The organism is Pandoraea sp. NPDC090278 (genome assembly GCF_044772185.1).
GTDB lineage: Bacteria > Pseudomonadota > Gammaproteobacteria > Burkholderiales > Burkholderiaceae > Pandoraea.
On the sequence record NZ_JBIVYJ010000002.1, the window covers coordinates 21,377 to 41,276 of the forward strand.

Annotated in this window: 14 protein-coding genes; 4 read left to right on the forward strand and 10 right to left on the reverse strand. The window is 65.0% G+C overall.

Annotation, left to right across the window (positions count from 1 at the left end):
* Nucleotides 1–135: 135 nt before the first annotated feature.
* Complete coding sequence (locus tag ACIQWO_RS08555) at nucleotides 136–2,415, reverse strand: NADP-dependent malic enzyme (RefSeq protein WP_402821984.1); 2,280 nt, start codon at nucleotides 2,413–2,415, stop codon at nucleotides 136–138.
* Nucleotides 2,416–2,752: 337 nt separating this feature from the next.
* Nucleotides 2,753–4,000 carry an MFS transporter gene (locus ACIQWO_RS08560; RefSeq protein ID WP_402821987.1) on the reverse strand — a complete coding sequence of 416 codons (1,248 nt, stop codon included), beginning with the start codon at nucleotides 3,998–4,000 and terminating at the stop codon, nucleotides 2,753–2,755.
* 388 nt (nucleotides 4,001–4,388) lie between these two features.
* On the opposite strand from ACIQWO_RS08560, the gene ACIQWO_RS08565 reads away from it, so the two are divergent.
* Both ACIQWO_RS08565 and crcB read left to right on the forward strand, forming a co-directional pair.
* Nucleotides 4,389–5,078 carry an orotate phosphoribosyltransferase gene (locus ACIQWO_RS08565; RefSeq protein ID WP_039393823.1) on the forward strand — a complete coding sequence of 230 codons (690 nt, stop codon included), beginning with the start codon at nucleotides 4,389–4,391 and terminating at the stop codon, nucleotides 5,076–5,078.
* 115 nt (nucleotides 5,079–5,193) lie between these two features.
* Entirely contained in the window at nucleotides 5,194–5,592 is a 399-nt protein-coding gene (gene crcB / locus ACIQWO_RS08570; protein ID WP_402821991.1) for a fluoride efflux transporter CrcB, read from the forward strand.
* A 30-nt stretch (nucleotides 5,593–5,622) separates the two neighbouring features.
* Here the strand turns inward: crcB and ACIQWO_RS08575 are convergent, their stop codons facing one another.
* On the reverse strand, nucleotides 5,623–6,495 hold the full coding sequence (locus ACIQWO_RS08575) for a helix-turn-helix transcriptional regulator (RefSeq protein WP_402821994.1): 873 nt from the start codon (nucleotides 6,493–6,495) through the stop codon (nucleotides 5,623–5,625).
* A 154-nt stretch (nucleotides 6,496–6,649) separates the two neighbouring features.
* Between ACIQWO_RS08575 and ACIQWO_RS08580 the strand changes: the two genes are divergently transcribed.
* On the forward strand, nucleotides 6,650–7,447 hold the full coding sequence (locus ACIQWO_RS08580; RefSeq protein WP_402823857.1) for a class I SAM-dependent methyltransferase: 798 nt from the start codon (nucleotides 6,650–6,652) through the stop codon (nucleotides 7,445–7,447).
* Nucleotides 7,448–7,553: 106 nt separating this feature from the next.
* On the opposite strand, the gene ACIQWO_RS08585 is transcribed toward ACIQWO_RS08580, so the two are convergent.
* The 4 genes from ACIQWO_RS08585 to ACIQWO_RS08600 form a co-directional block, all read right to left on the reverse strand.
* Nucleotides 7,554–8,336: a peptidylprolyl isomerase gene (locus tag ACIQWO_RS08585; RefSeq protein ID WP_402821997.1), complete on the reverse strand. Its 783-nt coding sequence runs from the start codon at nucleotides 8,334–8,336 to the stop codon at nucleotides 7,554–7,556.
* Nucleotides 8,337–8,408: 72 nt separating this feature from the next.
* Nucleotides 8,409–8,969 (reverse strand): DapH/DapD/GlmU-related protein, encoded by a 561-nt coding sequence (locus tag ACIQWO_RS08590; protein ID WP_039393831.1) that lies wholly within the window; start codon nucleotides 8,967–8,969, stop codon nucleotides 8,409–8,411.
* Nucleotides 8,970–9,255: 286 nt separating this feature from the next.
* Nucleotides 9,256–10,209 carry a bile acid:sodium symporter family protein gene (locus tag ACIQWO_RS08595; protein WP_150577955.1) on the reverse strand — a complete coding sequence of 318 codons (954 nt, stop codon included), beginning with the start codon at nucleotides 10,207–10,209 and terminating at the stop codon, nucleotides 9,256–9,258.
* A gap of 234 nt (nucleotides 10,210–10,443) precedes the next feature.
* Nucleotides 10,444–12,105, reverse strand: coding sequence for a DEAD/DEAH box helicase (locus ACIQWO_RS08600; RefSeq protein ID WP_402822002.1), 1,662 nt, complete (start codon nucleotides 12,103–12,105; stop codon nucleotides 10,444–10,446).
* A 335-nt stretch (nucleotides 12,106–12,440) separates the two neighbouring features.
* Here ACIQWO_RS08600 and ACIQWO_RS08605 point away from each other — a divergent pair, with 335 nt between their 5' ends.
* Nucleotides 12,441–13,364: a LysR substrate-binding domain-containing protein gene (locus tag ACIQWO_RS08605; protein ID WP_402822005.1), complete on the forward strand. Its 924-nt coding sequence runs from the start codon at nucleotides 12,441–12,443 to the stop codon at nucleotides 13,362–13,364.
* A 54-nt stretch (nucleotides 13,365–13,418) separates the two neighbouring features.
* Here the strand turns inward: ACIQWO_RS08605 and ACIQWO_RS08610 are convergent, their stop codons facing one another.
* The 3 genes from ACIQWO_RS08610 to mprF form a co-directional block, all read right to left on the reverse strand.
* Nucleotides 13,419–14,726: a solute carrier family 23 protein gene (locus ACIQWO_RS08610; protein WP_402822008.1), complete on the reverse strand. Its 1,308-nt coding sequence runs from the start codon at nucleotides 14,724–14,726 to the stop codon at nucleotides 13,419–13,421.
* 244 nt (nucleotides 14,727–14,970) lie between these two features.
* Nucleotides 14,971–16,692, reverse strand: coding sequence for a virulence factor family protein (locus ACIQWO_RS08615; RefSeq protein WP_402822011.1), 1,722 nt, complete (start codon nucleotides 16,690–16,692; stop codon nucleotides 14,971–14,973).
* Nucleotides 16,689–19,439 carry a bifunctional lysylphosphatidylglycerol flippase/synthetase MprF gene (mprF, locus tag ACIQWO_RS08620; RefSeq protein WP_402822014.1) on the reverse strand — a complete coding sequence of 917 codons (2,751 nt, stop codon included), beginning with the start codon at nucleotides 19,437–19,439 and terminating at the stop codon, nucleotides 16,689–16,691. The genes ACIQWO_RS08615 and mprF overlap by 4 nt, the downstream gene beginning before the upstream one ends.
* Between the last annotated feature and the right edge of the window lie 461 nt (nucleotides 19,440–19,900).

Sequence of the window (19,900 nt, forward strand, 5' to 3'; positions counted from 1 at the left end):
TTCGCCGACGCTGACGAAACAGCCGTCCCATAAAAAATCCCGCCAGCGCGTAAGCGACTGGCGGGATTTTTTTATGCGCTTTCGACGGTGGCAGACGCCGGAAACTTACCGGCGGATGCCTCCATCAGTCCAGCATCAACGCGTGACGTTTGCCGCAGCGACGGCCGTCATGTTGATGATGCGGCGCACGGTCGCGGCCGGGGTCAGGATGTGAACCGGCTTGGCGCAGCCCAGCAGGAACGGACCCACCGTCACGCCTTCGCCGCCCGTCATCTTGAGCAGGTTGTACGTGATGTTGGCCGCTTCCACGTTCGGCATGACGAGCAGGTTCGCTTCGCCCGACAGACGCGACGCGGGGTAGGCAGCGCGACGGATCGTCTCCGACAGCGCGGCGTCGCCGTGCATTTCGCCGTCCACTTCCAGCGACGGGGCACGCGCAGCCAGCAGTTCTGCGGCGCGGGCCATGCGCTGAGCGGATGCCGACTTCACGCTACCGAAGTTCGAGTTCGAGAGCAGCGCCACCTTCGGAGCGATGCCAAAGCGCTCGATTTCCTTCGAGGCCAGCACCGTCATTTCCGCGAGCTGTTCCGACGTCGGCACTTCGTTGACGTACGTGTCGCTGATGAACAGGTTGCGGTTCTCCAGCATCAGCAGGTTCATCGCCGCGTAGTTCTCGACGCCCGCCGCACGACCCAGCACCTGATCGACCACATCCAGATGGCGGTGGTACGTATCGATCATGCCGCAGACCATGCCGTCGGCTTCGCCCAGATGCACGAGGATCGCACCGATCAGGGTGTTGTCCTTGCGCATAGCGGCCTTGGCAACTTCCGGCGTCACACCGTGGCGTGCGCCGAGGTTGTGATACGCCTGCCAGCAGCGCTGGTAGCGCGCGTCGTCTTCCGGATTCACGATCTCGAAGTCGACACCCGGCTTGAGCTTCGAGCCGATCTTCTGCAGACGCATTTCCACCACGGCCGGACGACCGATGATGATCGGCTTGGCGATACGCTCGGCCAGCACGAACTGGGCGGCGCGCAGCACGCGCTCGTCTTCGCCCTCGGCGAACACGATGCGGGCAGCGTCGTTACCGAAGCGGGCACGCGCGGCAGCGAACACCGGACGCATGATGAAGCCGGTGCGATACACGGTCGTGCCGAGTTGTTCGCGGTAGGCGTCCATGTCCTTGATCGGACGCGTGGCCACCCCCGAATCCATCGCGGCTTGCGCCACGGCCGGGGCGATCTTGATGATCAGACGCGGATCGAACGGCTTCGGAATGATGTATTCCGGACCGAATTCGAGCGACTGGCCTTCATAGGCACGCGCGACTTCTTCGCTTTGCTCTTCTTCCTGCGCCAGTTCGGCGATGGCACGCACGGTGGCGAGCTTCATCTCTTCCGTAATGGTGGTGGCACCCACGTCGAGCGCGCCACGGAAGATGAACGGGAAGCACAGCACGTTGTTGACCTGGTTCGGGTAGTCCGAACGACCGGTCGCGATGATGCAGTCCGGACGCGCAGCCTTCGCGATTTCCGGGCGGATTTCCGGTTCCGGGTTGGCGAGCGCGAGAATCAGCGGCTTCGTGCCCATCGTCTTGACCATGTCGGCGGTCAGCACGCCGGCGGTCGAGCAGCCGAGGAACACGTCTGCACCGTTGCTGGCGTCGGCCAGCGTACGAGCTTCGGTGGCCACAGCGTAGCGCGCCTTGCTCTCGTCGAGCTTGTCGCGGCCGGTGTGGATCACGCCCTTCGAGTCGAGAACGAGAATGTTCTCTTTCTTGAGGCCGAGGTTCACCAGCAGATCCAGACAGGCGATGGCGGCAGCGCCTGCGCCCGAGCAGACCAGTTTGACCTTGCCGATGTCCTTGCCGACGACCTTCAGGCCGTTGAGGATAGCGGCCGAAGCGATGATGGCGGTGCCGTGCTGATCGTCGTGGAAGACCGGAATCTTCATGCGCTCACGCAGCTTCTTCTCGATGTAGAAGCACTCGGGCGCCTTGATGTCTTCGAGGTTGATACCACCCAGCGTCGGCTCCAGCATGGCGATGGCTTCGACCAGCTTGTCCGGGTCGTGCTCGGCGAGTTCGATGTCGAACACGTCGATACCGGCGAACTTCTTGAACAGGCAGCCCTTACCTTCCATGACCGGCTTGGCGGCGAGCGGGCCAATGTTGCCCAGACCCAGCACGGCCGTACCGTTGGTAATCACGCCCACGAGGTTGCTGCGCGACGTGTAGCGATTGGCGGCGAGGGGGTCTTCCGCAATCGCTTCACAGGCGTACGCCACGCCGGGGGAGTAAGCCAGCGACAGATCGATCTGGTTCGACAGCGGCTTGGTCGGCGTCACCGAGATTTTGCCCGGACGCGGATTCTCGTGGTACGCCAGGGCGCTTTGTTTCAGTTGTTCATCCATATCTCGATACCTAAGAACTGGGCGACGGCCGGGCCTGTGCCGCATGCGGGCAGCGTCTGGACTCGGCCGTCTTTTGACGGATCACGGCGGGGGGAAGAGCCAACCGGAGGGATTCGACGATTGTGTCGTCGACGGGGTTCTTCGCAGCGCAATGGCGTGATGACCATCGCTTCCCCGATCCTGAATACCGCGCTCACGCGCGTCGGACCGTGGGACTTGCGGTGGCCGGTGCTCACCGCAGGACGCAAAGTGTACACCTTGCGCCAGAAGCGTGATGCCGCATGCGCAGCAAGGCTGGCGTGCGGCTGGGAATGCGTTCGCGCCTTACCGGGACGACTTACAGCAGTGCTTCGCCGCGACGCTCCGGAATCAGGAACAGCGTCGCGAGAATGTCGAGTACGTAGATGCCCGCGAGGAACACGAGCGCCATCTTGAACGAGTACGCCGCCGCCAGCGCACCGACCGTCAGCGGGCCGAAGCCGCCGACCGCACGGCCGATGTTGAACAGCACGTTTTGCGCCGTGGCGCGCGCCGCCGTCGGATACAGCTCCGAAATCAGCGCACCGTAGCCGCCGATCATGCCGTTCACGAACATGCCCATCACCGCGCCGCCGATCAGCAGCGCGAACTGCGACTGAAGCTGGGCGTAGACGAACACCATCACGACCGCACCGATCTGGTAGCCGATGAACGTGGGACGACGCCCGAACCGATCGGCCAAACGGCCGAACAACCAGATGCCGAACGCCATGCCCAGCACTGTCACGGCCGTCCACATGGCCGACTTGGTGAGCGAATAGCCGAACGTCTTCGACAGATACGAGGGCATCCAGATCATCAGGCCGTAGTAGCCGAAGTTCTGCACCGAACACAGGATGGCCACACCAAGACTCGCGCGCGTAGTCGCACAATCTTTCACCAGCAGCTTGAGCGGCGCATGTTCGCGCGGCTGCTGCTGTTGGGCGAGGAACATCTCCGGCTCGCCCAGCGTGCGACGCATGACGAACGACACGACCGCAGGCAGCAGACCGACCGCGAACATGCCGCGCCAGCCGATGACGGGCAGCAGCAGCGGCGTGAGGAGTGCTGCAGCCAGCACCCCGGCCTGCCAACCGAGACCGACGAACGACGACGCGCGCGCACGGCGTTCCGGCGCGCAGGCTTCCGCCGCCAGCGCCATGCCAATGCCGAACTCGCCGCCCAGACCGATACCGGCGATGGTCCGGTACGCCAGCAGATCCCAGTAGCCCTGCGCCAGCGAGCACAGACCGGTGAACACCGCGAACAGCAGAATCGTCCACGACAGCACGCGCACCCGGCCATAGCGGTCCGAGAGCATGCCGAAGACGATGCCACCGACGACCGCACCGATGAGCGTCCATGTCACTAGCGCGCCGGACTGCGCGCTGGAGAGCGCCAGGTCGGCCGCGATGGCCGGGAGGATGAAGCCGAGGATCAGCAGATCGAAGCCGTCCATGGCGTAGCCGATGGCCGAAGCCCACAGGGCGCGGTTCGCGTAAGCGTTGTCTTGCTTCGGCACGGCGGAGGCCGGTGCGGCAAGGGAAGGCGAGGAATCGTTGGGCATGGGAATGGTCTGGACCGGTCTGAATTTCGGCGAGAGTGTATGCCTGTCATAAAGGCTCGGCAACTGTCTCTTTTTTTGGACGCATCTGTCGGAGGCCCTTTTTCATATGCGCCGTGCGCTCACACTGTGCGTAGTAGTGCGTCGACGAATGTACGCTCAGTGCATAATTGACGTCGCATTTGCTGAAACTTGTGGCATAATTCGCGTTTAAGCGCAGGCCGTTCGTCGCAAGACGCGCCGCCCGCTGCCTCAGACGGTGTTCCGCCGCAGTAAGCTGTTCATCTGCGTGGCGTGTTTTTGCGCAGTATCGGGCGCGGCACACCGCTGACTCATCAACGACTCCTGGCTGCGCGCCGCACGGCGGGCAGCAACGCTGAGGAACCGCATCATGATTGGCATCGACCGCCAGGCGATTTCCGACATCACCGCCAAGATCCTGCTTGAAGTAGGCGCGGTGCATTTCAACGCCGAGAAGCCGTACATCTTCACCTCGGGCTGGGCCAGCCCGGTCTACACCGACTGCCGCAAGCTGATCTCGTACCCGCGCGTGCGCCGTACGCTGATGGACTTCGCAGAAGCCGTGATCATTCAGGACGTGGGCTGCGAGCAGTTCGACACGGTCGCCGGCGGTGAAACCGCAGGTATTCCGTTCGCTGCCTGGATCGCCGACAAGCTGATGCTGCCGATGCAGTACGTCCGCAAAAAGCCGAAGGGTTTCGGCCGCAATGCACAGATCGAAGGCGATCTGCCGGAAGGCTCGCGCGTGCTGCTCGTCGAAGATCTGACGACCGACGGCCGCAGCAAGATCAACTTCTGCAAGGCGCTGCGCGAAGCCGGTGCGAAGGTGAACCACGTGTTCGTGGTGTTCCACTACGACATCTTCCCGGAAAGCCGTCAGGTGCTGAAGGACATCGACGTGGAGCTGCACTCGCTCGCCACGTGGTGGGACGTGCTGCGTGTCGCGAAGCAGCAGAATCACTTCGACACGAAAACGCTCGACGAAGTCGAGAAATTCCTGCACGCACCGGCCGAGTGGTCGGGCGCGCACGGCGGCGCCACGTCGTTCCCGAAGGACTAAGTCCTTTGGCCATGTCAGTGGCTACGCACGCAGTATTCGCTTGAGAGGCGAGGACGGTCAGCTCGAAACAGCTGGCCGTTTTTTTATTCTGTGGGATGGTCGGGAGGAATCACACATGCTGGCTTCGGTCGTCGCCATCAGCCTCGGGGCTTCGCTCGGCGCGCTACTGCGCTGGGTACTGAGCGTACAACTCAACGCCATCCTGCCGACGCTGCCGCTCGGCACCCTCGCCGCGAATCTCGGCGGCGGCTATCTCATCGGCATCGCCGTTGCCGTGTTCAGCTACATCCCGTCGATCCCCGTCGAGTGGCGGTTGTTCGTCGTCACCGGTTTTCTTGGCGGCCTCACCACTTTCTCCACGTTTTCCGCCGAAGTCACCACCCTGCTGCGTGAAGGTCAGATCGGCCCTGCGGTGCTCATCGTCGTCGTCCACGTCGGCGGCTCGCTCATCATGACGCTGCTCGGTATGGCCACCGCTACGCTGCTCGTGCAGTGGCTGCGCCCGGCGGGTTAAGCAACGCGGACAGTCCTTCGACGTCACGACTCACGCCAGCAACATCACCAGCTTGACGTCGTCGTGCCCCGACAGCCGGAACGTTACCTGCGCGAAGTCGATATCGCCGCGCTCCGGGTGATGAAAGCCTCGCCGTCCGCCTTCGCGCTCCACCACGTCCTGCTGCGACCACAACGCGGCGAACACCGGGCTCTCGCGTTGCAGCGCGTCGGTCAACGCGCGCACCGGCGTGTCGTCCAGATACGCGCTGCATTCGGCGCGAAACTCGGCAACGACGCGCCGCGCACGACTTTCCCAATCCTGAATCAACGTCCGCGCGCCCGCGTCGAGGAAGATGTAGCGCAGCAGGTTCTTCGTGCCACTAGCCCCCGCACCGCCTGACACACCCGGCGCATCGAGCCATCCGCGAAAGATGTCGGCCGCCGCCGCGTTCCACGCCAGCACGTCCCAGCAGCGGTCCAGCGCGTAGGCAGGTGCGGCGACCGCCGCCACCGCCGCTTGTACCTGCGCCGTCGCGTGATGCGGCAGCGGTGCGGCGCCGCGCTCCGGATCGCGCTTGCCCGCTAGGTCGAACAGGTACGCCCGCTCGGCGCGCGAGAGCCGCAGCGCACTCGCCACGGCCGCCAGCGCCCCGGCCGAGATCGACACCTCCCTCGCCTGTTCGATCCACGTGTACCAGGTCGACGACAAGCCGCATAACTGCGCGACCTCCTCGCGACGCAGCCCCGGCGTGCGCCGCCGCCCCATCGGCGGGAGACCGACGGCGGCGGGCGTCAGCCGTTCGCGATGGGCGCGCAGAAAGTCACCGAGCGCCCGACGCTGACGGGCGTCGTCGCTGTGGGGCGAAGTCGGCGTATGCTCGGCCGAAGGCGGGGGCTGTGTAGGGATGGGGGTAGTTTTCATACCAGGATAAACAGGCAACTTGTACCGGTATCGATGAGCCATTATCGTGAAACCCATCGATGTCGCGCAAGCCCCCGTACACACGAAATACACCGTGCAAGACGCGACAGATTGCGCCCCGCCCCACAAACGAAGGAGACTCCCCGTGAGCGACATGAGCGACACCCACCGGTCCAAAGCCACCGCCTCGCATGAGGCACACAACGCCGTCGTCACCGGCCAGTTCGGCCCGCAGGCATCGGCCTATCTGACGAGCGCGAACCATGCGCAGGGCGCCGATCTGGAGCAACTCGCCGCGATTGCCCGCGCACACCCGAATGCGCAAGTCCTCGATCTCGGGTGCGGCGCAGGTCACGTGAGCTTCTTCGCCGCGCCGCACGTCGCCCGTGTGGTCGCATACGACCTCTCGGCCGACATGCTCGGCGTAGTCGCAGGCGAAGCGGCCAAGCGCGGACTGACGAACGTCGACACGCAACTCGGCGCAGCGGAATCGCTGCCGTTCGCCGACGCGTCGTTCGATCTCGTCTTTAGTCGCTACAGCGCACACCATTGGGCGGACGTCGGCGCCGCACTGCGCGAGATGCGTCGTGTGCTCAAGCCGGGCGGCCGCGTCGTGATCTGCGACGTCGCCTCCAGCGGACAACCGCTGTTCGACACCTACCTGCAAGCGGTGGAAGTGCTGCGCGACACCTCGCACGTGCGCAACTACGCGTTGGGTGAATGGCTGACGATGGCGGCAGGCGCGGGCTTCTCGGTGGCATCACTCACTCCGCGTACGCTCGACCTCGACTTCAAGACATGGACGACACGCATGCGCACGCCGGAGCCGATGCAGGTCGCCATCCGGGCACTGCAAACGGCGATGGCGGACAGCGTACGACAGCACTTCAAGATTCAGGACGACGGTTCGTTCACCCTCGACACGCTCACGCTCGAACTGATCGTCGGCTGAAGACGACGGACGTCAAAAAAGGGCGCTGCCCGAGCTGCTTCGTTCGTGAAGTCAGCTCGGGCAGCGCCCTTTTTCATTGCACCTAATGCGCGTAATGCCGCGCCGATTACTGCACGCGCGTCGGTCCCTCAGTCTCGTTCCAATCGGGCATATCGTTCTCGTCGTTCGCGCCGCTGATCTCGGCGGCGTCTGCGAGCAACGCCACGTAGTGACGCAGTGCACGTGCGCGCGCCTGCTCATACAACTGTGCTGCAATACGGTCAGCCACCCGCTCGAACGGCGGCATGCGGCCCTTCACGCGACGTTCGATCCGCACCACATGAAAGCCGTAGCGCGTATTGACGAGCCGCGGCAACACCCCCAACCGGTCGCCGCAGAACAGCACCAGTTCAAACTCGGGCGCACCGCTGCCGCGCGCGAGCATGCCGAGACTGCCGCCACTGCGCCCTGACGGACAATCCGACATCGCCTGTGCGACGGTTTCGAATGACGTCGGCTCGGCGAGCACGGCGTCGAGCGCCGACTGCGCGCGCCCCAACGTGCTGGAGAGCGGCACCCCTGCCGACAAGGCAAACAGAATGTGACTCGCCTGCACTTTGTCGCCCACGCGGAACTGCCCGGCGTGATCGTGAAAGTAGGTCCGGCACTCGGCTTCCGTGGGATGACGCACCTGCACGTCGCGCGTGAAGAGCGCATCGACGACCGCGTCGTCGCTGGCCCCGGCGTCCTCGGCCAGCAGGCGCAGATCGCGCGCCCGCTGTCGCAACAACTCGCGACTCACGAGTGCGCGTTGCGCCGCCGCTTCCGGATCGGCCGCGTCCCGATGCTGATCGATCTCATCGGCGACGCGGCGTGCGTCGATGACAATACCGTTGACACTCAAAGACATGACGGACTCCAACAAAACGTTCACGGCCACCGCGCACTCGCCAGCAGGATGCTGGCGAGTCGCCACCTATCGTTAGAACTCGTTCTGAATCCGGCGATAGGCGCGCGCGAGCTGCACGTTCGTGCGGCTCACCGATTCGGAGAACTCACGCGCGTCGACAGTGACCTTCGGGATGGTCGCGAGATCGGTCTCGCGGCTGATATGTGTGGTCGAGGGAATGTAGAAGTTCTCAGGAATATCGCGTCCGTCGATCACGCTGTTGTGCCGCACCACTACGCCGTCGTGCACGACGCAGTTGAACAGCACCGAGTTGAAGCCGATGAAGACGTTGTTACCGATAACACAAGGTCCATGCACGATGGAGCGATGGGCGATGGACGTGTTCTCGCCGATAGTCACACGTGCGCCGTCTTTCGAATGGATCACGACCCCGTCCTGAATATTGGAATTGGCGCCGATCACGACCGGCTCCATCTTGCCGTCTTCGTCGACCTCGTCGGCGCGAAGCACCGCATAAGGTCCGATGAAGACGTTCTCACCCACGATGATCTGGCCGCACAAAATGGCCGTGGGATCGACAAACGACGTTTCGTGCACCACGGGGTAATCCCCGCGCGGATTCTTTCGCAACATGCTTGAGTCACTCCAGACCGCTCGCTCGTACGCCGGACCACGACAGCACATCGCGCAACAAAGCCATACGCGCAATGCGGACTGTCGACGCTGGTCACGCCGGAATACGCCCTGTGGGCGAGCGGGGGAAGGAAAACACGGACGGGCGCCGTGCTACAGACTCTCTCACCGCCGCGAACGGTATATCGAAGTTGTAGGCGATGAGAGACGGAAAGGCAAATGTCCGCGATGACGGTGCGGACTCCCGTTGCGTGTCGCACACACCGGTGTGCGACACGGAGGAAACTCAGTGCGTCGGACGCGTTGCCGTCGCCTGGCTGTCGTTGGCTGTGCCGGTCGGGCGACCGCGCCAATAACCCGCGAGCAGCGAGCCCGAGAGGTTGTGCCAGACGGAGAAGAGTGCCCCCGGCAATGCAGCCAGCGGCGTGAAGTAGACCTTGCCGAGCGTCGCGGCCAGACCCGAGTTCTGCATACCGACCTCGATGGCCAACGTGCGGCAGATCGATTCGTCGAAGCCGAGCAGACGACCGCCCCAGTAACCGCCGAGCAGCCCCAGTCCGTTGTGCAGAATCACGCCCACCATGACCAGCGGACCCACCGTGGCAATGTTGCCCTGGTTCGCCCCGACGACGGCGCCGATGATGAGCACGATCGCCACCATCGAGACCAGCGGGAGAACACCTTCGATGGCACGCACCACGCGGCCGAAGAAGTGATTGATGAGCAGACCCGCGCCAATCGGCAGCGCCACGATCTGAAGAATCGACAACAACATACCCTCGACGTCCACAGCAATCGAGGCATCGACGTACAAGCGCGTGAGCAGCGGCGTCGCGAACACGCCGACGAGGGTCGACATGGCACTGATGGTGACCGACAGTGCAACGTCGCCGCGGGCGAGATAGATCATGACATTCGATGCCGTGCCGCTCGCTACGCTGCCAACAAGCACCATGCCCGCCGTCAGATCGGGGGGCATGTGAAGTACGCGTGCAATGATCCAGGCGGCCAGCGGCATCACCAGATAGTGCAACACCACACCCGCAACGATGGGGGCGGGACGGGTGAACACACGCTTGAAGTCGTCGAACGTCAGCGTGACGCCCATCGCAAACATCACCACGGTGAGCAGTGCCGTGACATGCGGCGTGATGCCGGTGAAACTGCCCGGCGAGAAGAAAGCGAAAACGGACAGCAGCAAGGCCCACAAGGGGAACAGCCGGGTGACACGGGCGATCATGAGAGTCTCGGGCGCAAAAAGTTAATATTTTACTTATTTTGCGCAACGCACTCGCCGGAGCTGCCCTTGGGATGCCTGACGGCACCGGCGAAGGCGCAGCTTTGCACTCATCCGCATGCGTACCGGAGCAGGCCTTGCGAAGCTGCCGGGCGGCATCTCTTAAACCCATGCCGCAGCTCAAATTCACCGGAATGTTGAGCTGCGTGCACATCGTCGATGCCTCCGGCGAAGCGCTTAATCGCGCTTCGGTTTGCCCATCAGCAACGCGCCACCGGTACCGTCGCGGCGCGCCGGACGCGGACCGCGCTGGCCGAAGTCGCCGCGCTCGCCGCCACCGCCGCCGTTCTGCGTGCGCGGTGCGTTCTGTCCCTGACGCGCATTGCCTGCACCCTGTGCGGCGCGTGCGGGTGCACGCTGCGCGTCACCCGGGTTGCCCGGACGCTTCGGTGCCTGCTCGCGGCGTCCAGCGGACTGGCCGACGTTGATGCCGTTGCCAGCATTACCACCGTTCCCGCCATTGCCACCATTCCCACCCTGACGTCCGCTGCGTTCGCCTTCGCGACGCGGCTTCGCTTCGCCGCCCTGGCGCGCGCCACGGCCACCGTCACGTGGCTCACGAGATTCGCGGGGCGCACGTGTGCTTTGACGCGCGTCGTCGCCACCGCCATTGCGGCCACCACGACCACCGCCGCCACCTGCGCCACGACCGTTACCCTGTTGATTCTTGCGAATCGGCTGCGCCACGGCGTGCGGATCCGGCTCGAAGCCCGGAATGACTTCGCGGTCGATGGTTCGCTTGATGAGACGCTCGATTTGCTGGAGCAGTTGATGCTCGTCCACGCACACGAGGGAGACGGCTTCACCGTTCGCGCCTGCACGACCCGTACGGCCGATGCGGTGCACATAGTCTTCCGCCACTTCCGGCAGATCGAAGTTCACGACGTGCGGCAGTTGGTCGATGTCGATACCGCGCGCGGCGATATCGGTCGCGACCAGCACTTGCAGCGTGCCGCTCTTGAACTCGGCGAGCGCACGCGTGCGCGCACCCTGACTCTTGTTGCCGTGAATGGCGAGCGCGGGAATGCCGCCCTTCGTCAATTGCTCGGCCAGACGGTTCGCTCCGTGCTTGGTGCGCGTGAAGACCAGCACCTGGAACCAGTTGTGCTCGCGCACGAGGTGTTCGAGCAGTTCGCGCTTGCGGTCGCGGTCGACCGGATAGATCTTCTGGTCGACGGTCTCGGCCGTGGTGTTGCGACGCGCGACTTCGATCAGCGCGGGCGACTTGAGCAAGCCGTCGGCCAGTTGCTTGATTTCGTCGGAGAACGTTGCCGAGAAGAGCAGGTTCTGACGCTTCGCAGGTAGCGCCGCCAACACACGGCGGATATCGCGAATGAAGCCCATGTCGAGCATGCGATCCGCTTCGTCGAGCACGAGAATTTCGACGCCGGACAGATCGACCGTCTTCTGTTGCATGTGGTCGAGCAGACGGCCCGGCGTGGCAACGAGGATATCGACGCCGCGTGCGAGTTGTTTGACCTGCGGCACCATCGACACGCCGCCGAACACGGTCATCGAGGTCAGACGCAGATACTTGCCGTATTGCGTGACGCTCTCTTCGACTTGAGCGGCCAGCTCGCGCGTGGGGGTCAGCACGAGCGCGCGCACCTTACGCTTGCCGTTGGCGGCAGCCGGTTGCGAACGCGACGAGAGCATTTGCAGGATAGGCAGCGTGAAGCCCGCCGTCTTACCGGTTCCGGTCTGTGCACCGGCGAGAAGATCGCCGCCTTGCAGAACGGCCGGAATCGCTTGCAGTTGAATCGGGGTCGGCTGCGTGTAACCGAGATCGGCTACCGCGCGCAAGATGTCGGCCGACAGGCCGAGCGTTTCAAAAGACATATAAAGACCAATGCGCGGACTCCACGATGTGTGTCCCCGCGCGTATCGATGTTGTTTGTTCTGGATGGAATGCCCGCGTCGGGCGTGCGACACGCATCGCGCTCATATGGGCGACGCGCCTGAAGACGCCAGCAAGACGGCCCGCCGGCGAATAAAACTCTGCGGCTTGGCGGGCGAGACCGTCGCGGGTACGGCCGTGTCTTGAAAGCGCGTAGTTTACCATGCGCCCTTGCCCAAGTCAGTCGACATCGCGCCCGGACGAACCGCTACACTGACGGCACCCCGTCCCGCATCCGTGCCCAGCGCCTGCCCATCCCCTGCCTATCGCCTATCCCATGAGATTCGACCTGACCGATCTGCGTCTTTGCCTGCTAGTGGCCGAAGCTGGCAGCATCACCGGCGGTGCAGAGCGCGCGCATCTCACACTGGCCTCCGCCAGCGCCCGCATTCGCGGCCTTGAAGAGACGCTGGGCGTAGCGTTGTTCATGCGCCACCCTCAAGGCGTCGTGCCCACTCCCGCCGGGCGCGCCCTGCTCGCGCACGCGCGGCGCGTGCTGCTCCAGATCGAGCAGATGCGCGGCGAACTCGGCGAGTACGCCGCTGGCCTCAAGGGCAACGTGCGCATCGCGTCCAACACAGTCGCCATGTCCGAGTTCCTGCCCGATCTGCTGGGCGCGTTCCTCACCGAGCATCCCAACGTGGAAATCGCGTTGCGCGAGCAGACGAGTCCCGCCGTCGTGCAGGCCGTCCTCGAAGGGGCGGCGGACATCGGCGTGGTATCCGACTGGATCGAGTTGACGGGACTGGAGACGGTGCCGTTCCGGCAGGATCGTCTGGTGATCGTCACGCCGCCGGGACACGCACTGGCGGCGCGCGACGGCGTTGCGTTTGCCGACGTGCTCGACGCGGAGTTCATCGGCCTGCCTGCGCAGAGCGCGCTGGCCGAACACATCGACGGTCACGCCAGACGCGCGGGACGCGCCCTGCACTACCGGCTGCGTCTGCGCGACTTCGACAGCCTGTGCCGCGCAGTGGCGACGGGCGCTGCGCTGGGCATCGTCCCGTTGAGCGCCGCCCATCGCTCAGCCGCCGTACTGAACATCGGCATCGTGCCGCTGGTCGACGCGTGGGCGCTGCGCACGCTGGTGCTCTGCATGCGCGAACGCGACGCCTTGCCCGTCTACGCGCGCCAGTTGCTCGATCACCTGCAAGCGCCGCCCGTCGACACACCCCACGCAAACAAAAACGGCACGACGTAATCGCCGTGCCGCTTTAGTCTCACGCCCCGATACTCGCGGGCACAGAGTGAACCGTTACATTGCTGCCGGGCGCGACGCGCCGCGTCCACGCAGCAGTGCGTACAGAATGATCGCGCCGAACGTCGCGCAACCAATGCCGCCCAGCGAGAAGTTGCCGAACTTCAGCGTGAAGTCGCCCGCGCCCAGCACCAGCGTCACGGCCGCGACGATCAGGTTGCGGTTGTCCGAGAAGTCGACCTTGTTCTGCACCCAGATGCGCGCACCAGCCACCGTAATCAGACCGAACACCACAATCGACACGCCGCCCAGCACCGGCCCCGGAATCGTCTGAATCACTGCGCCGAACTTCGGCGAGAAGCCCAGCACCAGCGCCAGCACGGCCGCGACCGCGAACACCAGCGTCGAGTAGATCTTCGTCACGGCCATCACGCCGATGTTCTCGGCATACGTCGTCACGCCCGTGCCGCCGACGCTGCCCGACACGATGGTCGCCAGCCCGTCGCCCAGGAACGCGCGTCCCATGTAACGGTCGAGGTTCTGTCCCGTCATGGCGCTCACAGCCTTGATGTGCCCCAGATTCTCAGCCACCAGAATGATGGCGATGGGCGCGAGCAGCACCATCGCTTCCGGTTTGAACACCGGTGCGGCAAAGTGCGGCAGACCGAACCACGCGGCGTTGGCCACGACGGCGAAGTCGATCGGCTTGCCCAGTCCCATGCCGTTCGTCAGCACGGCGTAGAGCACGTAGGCGAGCAGCAGGCCGACCAGAATCAGCAGACGCTGGACCATACCGCGTGCGAACACGGCCACGAGGCCCACGCACAGCACCGTCGCCAGCGCCATCCACGTATCGAAGCTGGTGGCCGAGACGCCCTTGACCGCGACCGGGGCCAGGTTCAGGCCGATCACCGCGACGACCGCGCCCGTCACGACCGGCGGCATGAGCGCTTCGATCCAGCGCGTGCCGACGACCATCACGATCAGGCCGATGATGGCGTAAAGCACCCCACAAGCGATGATCCCGCCGAGCGCGACGGGAATGTTCAGGTTCGGTCCGCTGCCTGCATAGCCCGTCACCGAAATGACCAGACCGATGAACGCAAAGCTGGAGCCGAGATAGCTGGGAACGCGTCCGCCGACGAGCACGAAGAACAGCAACGTGCCGATGCCCGACATGAAGATCGCGAGATTCGGATCGAAGCCCATGAGCAACGGGGCCAGCACGGTCGAGCCGAACATAGCGACCACGTGCTGCACGCCCATCGCGATGGTCTGCGGCCACGGCAGACGCTCATCGGGGGCGATCACGCGCCCCGAGGCGGTGTCCTGCGGTTGCCACTTCGGAAAGTAACCCTCGGCCATATCGATCTTCTCCTGTCTGTCGTGCCGTATCGTGTGGTCCCTACCGTATTCGTCACACGCGAAACACGCTAAGTGCGTGAGGCGATAGGGAAAAACTGGCCGCAGTGTACGGAGCGCCCGCACGGAAGGCAAGGCGAGAAAGCGCGGATACCTGATACGTTGGGACGGCACGACAGACGGTGAGGGACACCGTCTGCCGGACACAGACGCGGCCAGACCTGACATCAGGCCGTATCGTTGTCCGTCAGCGTTTGGCGAGCCCCTGCAAGATCACGTCTGCCAGCGCGGTGTAGTTGCCGTCGAAATGGTGCCCGCCGGGCATCTTCACGACCTGCACCCGCTTGGGATCGAGGCCCGGACAGTTGCTGTCGTCCTCGTCCGCGCCGTAGATGCACATCGCCATGCCGTCGGGCAGGCGCTCCACCTCGGGCCGTATCGGCAGCCCGTTCTGGCTCGACATCACCCAGTTGGTCATGCGGAATTCGAAGTCGGCCTTCTGACCGAGCCCCATGAGCACCAGCAGGCCCACGCGCTCACGCGCCAGCGGCGGCATCCGGTTGACCATGAACGGCAGCACGTCGGCCCCCTGCGAGTAGCCGATCAGGATCGCGCGCTTCTTGTTCCAGCGGGTCTGATAGAAGCGCATGAGACGGTCGATGTCGAGTGCGCCGGACGCTGGCGTGCGCGCCGACCAGAAGTACCGCAGCGAATCGACCCCCACGACGGGAATGCCATGCGCGGCAAGCGCCCCGGCGACATCGCGATCGAGTCCGGCCCAGCCCCCGTCGCCCGACATCAGGATGGCGAAGGTGTCGGCCAGATTCGCGGCAGGTTTGCCCGTCGCGGGCACCTCGATCACGGGCAAATCGGCGACGGCGGCAGGCGGTCGCGCTGTGCCTGCCACGTGGTGCGCATTCAGACGCCGGAACGCATTCTTGTACTGCGTCACCCAATCGGCCAGCACCGGCGTGGACGAAGCGCCCGTCGCCGAGGCGGACGTCGTACCGCTCGTATCCATCGCCCCCAGACTGCCCGCCAACCCGCCCACGAGCCAGTTGGAATTGGGTGTGCGCGCGGCGAACTCCTGCGCGACGTGGTCCGAGCAACGCGGTGCGCGCGCCGGACTGGCCGGACCGCCCATCGGGCCGCCCATCGCCAGCCACGGGGCGCTCATCACCGGCGCGGGCAGCAAACGCATCGGTGCGCCGCCCGGCGTGTGGGTGATACCGCGTCCGAAATGCACGCCCTCGCCCTGACACAGCGGACGCGACATCGGCAGCACCGGACAGAAGTCGACGGACAACGCGCCGGAGAACGTGTCGCTACCGGCCTGCGCGAGCATGGCGTACGCGAACGTGCCGCCCACGCCGTCGCCCACGAGAATCGGCGGGGTATAGCCAGGCAGTTTGACGGCGGCCTCGACCCATCGGCCGAAGTTATCGAGATCGCCCGCCGCGTAGACGCACGCGATATCGTCCTTCGTGTAGTTCGCCATCAGCCGCGCGGTGTCGATGCCCGCCACCAGCGCGCCGGTGTCCGCCAGCGCGCGGGCCATGCGCTCGGCCCGTGGCGTCCAGCCGTCGTCGTCGGAGAAGAACAGCACCGTCGCGTTGGGTTCGCCTTCCGGCCGGAAGATGGGGACGCTCTCGAAGCGGCCGTGCGTCATGATCTCGGGGGCCGCGCCGCCCGTGCCTGCGCTACGAAAGGCCGCCGCGCCAGCCGCCGCAGCCGCTGCCTGCGGCATAACCGGCGCGGGCTTGAGCACGTTCAATGGATTGCCGCCATTGGCGGCTGCTTCGGCGGTCTTCGACGTCTGCGCCATCGCGCAAGTGGCGGACACGGTGATCGCGAGCGCCGCCGCATAGCGCGCGGCCCGCACCATCCGCGCCCGTCTGAAGCCGGGTTTCAGCGATACCGCACGGTCGCCGTCGCTCTTGCCATCCATCGCCATCGCGCTCCCTGTCATTTCGTAATCATCCCTTTCCAACCGCCGCCCACGAGCGAGGCGACGTCGGCCAGCGTCAGCATGGGCGCAATGCCGCCCGGCGTCATCAGATAGCGCGCCTCCCATTGCGGATCGAATTTGTCCTTGAAGCTGCGCAGTCCCCGGAAGTTGTAGAAGCGCGCGCCGTGCGCGAACATCATTCGCCCGAAGCGGTGCCAGCGCGGCGCAAGCTGATGCGTCTCCATGCCGGACATCGGCGCCATGCCCAGACCGAAGCGCTGATAGCCCTGCTCCTTGAAATGCAGCATCAGCTTCGCGAAGAGGAAGTCCATCGTGCCCGGCGGCGAGTCGGGTACCTGACGCATCAGATCGATGCTCGCTTCGATACGCTGCACGTCAGGACACATCAGCGTGGCGAACGCGACGAGCCGGTCTTCGCGCCGCACCAGCGCCACCGGCTGACGCGCAACGTACGCATCGTCGAACGCCCCCAGCGAGAAGCCCTTCTCACGCGTGTGCTGACGCGCAAGCCATGCGTCCGACACAAGCCGCATCTCCGCCAGATGGGGTGCAACGTGCTCCGGCGGCACGATTTCCAGCGTCAGTCCCTCGCGCTCACCACGGGTCACACCATGACGCAGATTCGCGCGACGCGCGCCTTGCAGACCGAACTCCGGCAGCGAGACGAACGCCTCTTCACCCAGTTTGTACGCGCGCAATCCCGCGTCGATGTACAGCGGCAACGCTTGCGGACGCGTCTTGTAGAACGCTGCGCGACCGCCGTGCGCGTCGGCCAGTTCGATGAAGCGCCAGATCAGCTCTGGCCATTCCTTCTGATCGCCGACTGGATCCGAAAGCGACACCCACGAGCGGCGATGCTTCGCGTACATGATGAACGCGTTACCCGACGGCGAGAACAGGAAGCTCTTGTCGCCCATGAGCGCGAGGCACGCGTCGGCGGCGGGTTGCTTGCGGATGACGGCCTTCGCGCGCGCCAGTTCGTCTTCCGTCGCGGGCACCATCGCGCCCGGCGATTGCCGCAGCAGTTGCCAGAGCGACAAGCCCAGCCCGATCACGGCGACGACCATCAACGCACGCATCGAGCGCGGCGCATCGCCGTCGAACGTGAATTGCCACCAGAGTTGATTGGCGTAGCCGACGCGCCTGTACGACATGAACATCAACCACGTACACGCGCCCAGCACCGACAGCACGGCGATGATCCAGCCCGGTTCGAACGACTGCGTGAACAGCGACGAGCGCCGGTCGAACTGCTTGCGTGAGACGAGCAGCAAGGTCGCGAGGACGGCCAGCACGAAGAACTCCGACAACGCGATGCCCTTCGGAATCGCCAGCACGGCCGCGATGACGGTGAGGCCCAGCGAGCCCCACCACGCCGCGTCGAGCCGGTGCAGCAGACCGCGCGCGAGGAACAGCATCGACAGCCCCGCCACGCTGCCCAGCAGGTGCGACACCTCCACGAGGAACAGCGGCACGTGACGGCGCAGGAAGTCCTCGGCATCGCGCGTTGCAGGCGTCACCCCTGAGATCAGCAGCATTACACCCGCCACGAGCGTGAGTGCCGCGAGCAAGCCGGGGAAGAGACGTACGGCGGCGCGTCCGATCGGGGCGGCCGGGCCTTGCCGCAATTCGAACGCCGCGAGCAGGCACGCCGCGAAGATCAGCGGCAGCAGATAGTAGATGCCGCGATACAGCACCAGCGCCCCTGCGACCTGACTGATCGGTGCGTGGCCGTTCGTCGCCAGCAGAATCACCGCTTCGAACACGCCGACGCCGCCCGGCACGTGGCTGAGCACGCCGAGCGCCATCGCAATGGCGTAGAAGACGACGAACGGCGGCAGATCCACCACACCGGCGGGCAGCAGGCACCAGAGGGCTGCTGCGGCCATGCCGAGGTCGGCGGCGGAAATCACCAACTGACGCAACGCGAGGCGCAGCGGCGGCAATGGCATCGACCAGCGGCCGAAGATCGCGACCGAGCGTTTGCGTGCACACAGGACGAGGAACGCGGTCGCGCCCGCCAGCAGCAGCACGGCGAAGGCCTGCAACATCCACGCGGGAATCGGCACCAGCGCCGAGACGCGCGACGCGCCCCACAACATCCCCAGCGAGCCGAACACCGTCATCCCGAGACCGAACGCCCCGGCGTTGAACGCGACGGCCTGCGCGACCTTCGATGCATCGACGCCTGCCGCCGCGTACATCCGCATACGTACGGTGCCGCCCGTCAGCACGCCCAGACCGACGGAGTTGCCCAGCGCATAGGCGATGAACGACGTCAGCACGACAGTCGAGCGCTTCACCTTCGCCCCGGCGAACGCGAGTCCCGAGATGTCGTAGCCGGTGAGCGCCGCATAGCTCGCCAACGTTGCCAGCATGGCAAGCACGAGGCGCGTCACCGGCGTGGCGTGAATGGCGGCGATCACGTTGTCGTAATGCACGTGTCGCAACATGTGATGCAGCGCGTCGAAGACGAACAGGCCGAGCAGCAACACACCGGCGACGATCAGCCACGGGCGGGCGGCACTCCACGGAAAGCGTCTGATCAGGCGGATGGGCGCGGGCAAGGCCTGCCAGGCGGCCTCGACGGGCGACGCGGAGGAAGGACTGGGGGTATCCGGCGGGTTGCCGTCACTCCCGCCAGCGGCAGAGGCCGCAGCGCTGTGTCCGGCGGTGGCCGGAGAAAGCGCCACGGGAGAAGCTGGATCGGCGGGCCGGCTCGGGCGCGCACGGGACGGTTCAGTCATGTTTCGGTCGTTCCTTCGGCCGGCACGACGTCATCGGGACGCCGCCCTTAAGGCCTGTGGGCGAGTCGGAGCCTGTCAGTCTTGGGAGATAGCTTACACCGCGATGCGTAACAGGTCTTGTCGGTGCGGCACTGACAAAGCTCGCATTTGCCGTGCCGAAATACCCGCAAAGCGCCGCCGGACGGTCGTCTGCGGCCGATGCTTCACGTTATGAGGGAGTTTTAGCAGCGCGATATCGGTGACGTTCGCCGCGCAGCGCCCGTCGCACGGGGCTGTGCCCGGTCGATTGCATCCCTCTATCGCCGGAAATGCGCGATATATGCAACTTAATGTAAAATGCGCAGGTTTTGCTGGGTATTTACCCGAAGTTTTTCCTACACTTCGATTTCGAACATCGCCGCAACGCGGCACGTGCGCACTCCGAACCATTCCGACTCCGAAGAGAGTCGATTCGCGGTTCG

What these genes read in the sequence shown, in the direction of transcription:
- ACIQWO_RS08555 (WP_402821984.1), bottom strand. Translation starts at nt 2,415, where the DNA reads ATGGATGAACAACTGAAACAAAGCGCCCTGGCGTACCACGAGAATCCG.
- ACIQWO_RS08560 (WP_402821987.1), bottom strand. Translation starts at nt 4,000, where the DNA reads ATGCCCAACGATTCCTCGCCTTCCCTTGCCGCACCGGCCTCCGCCGTG.
- ACIQWO_RS08565 (WP_039393823.1), top strand. Translation starts at nt 4,389, where the DNA reads ATGATTGGCATCGACCGCCAGGCGATTTCCGACATCACCGCCAAGATC.
- crcB (WP_402821991.1), top strand. Translation starts at nt 5,194, where the DNA reads ATGCTGGCTTCGGTCGTCGCCATCAGCCTCGGGGCTTCGCTCGGCGCG.
- ACIQWO_RS08575 (WP_402821994.1), bottom strand. Translation starts at nt 6,495, where the DNA reads ATGAAAACTACCCCCATCCCTACACAGCCCCCGCCTTCGGCCGAGCAT.
- ACIQWO_RS08580 (WP_402823857.1), top strand. Translation starts at nt 6,650, where the DNA reads ATGAGCGACACCCACCGGTCCAAAGCCACCGCCTCGCATGAGGCACAC.
- ACIQWO_RS08585 (WP_402821997.1), bottom strand. Translation starts at nt 8,336, where the DNA reads ATGTCTTTGAGTGTCAACGGTATTGTCATCGACGCACGCCGCGTCGCC.
- ACIQWO_RS08590 (WP_039393831.1), bottom strand. Translation starts at nt 8,969, where the DNA reads ATGTTGCGAAAGAATCCGCGCGGGGATTACCCCGTGGTGCACGAAACG.
- ACIQWO_RS08595 (WP_150577955.1), bottom strand. Translation starts at nt 10,209, where the DNA reads ATGATCGCCCGTGTCACCCGGCTGTTCCCCTTGTGGGCCTTGCTGCTG.
- ACIQWO_RS08600 (WP_402822002.1), bottom strand. Translation starts at nt 12,105, where the DNA reads ATGTCTTTTGAAACGCTCGGCCTGTCGGCCGACATCTTGCGCGCGGTA.
- ACIQWO_RS08605 (WP_402822005.1), top strand. Translation starts at nt 12,441, where the DNA reads ATGAGATTCGACCTGACCGATCTGCGTCTTTGCCTGCTAGTGGCCGAA.
- ACIQWO_RS08610 (WP_402822008.1), bottom strand. Translation starts at nt 14,726, where the DNA reads ATGGCCGAGGGTTACTTTCCGAAGTGGCAACCGCAGGACACCGCCTCG.
- ACIQWO_RS08615 (WP_402822011.1), bottom strand. Translation starts at nt 16,692, where the DNA reads ATGACAGGGAGCGCGATGGCGATGGATGGCAAGAGCGACGGCGACCGT.
- mprF (WP_402822014.1), bottom strand. Translation starts at nt 19,439, where the DNA reads ATGACTGAACCGTCCCGTGCGCGCCCGAGCCGGCCCGCCGATCCAGCT.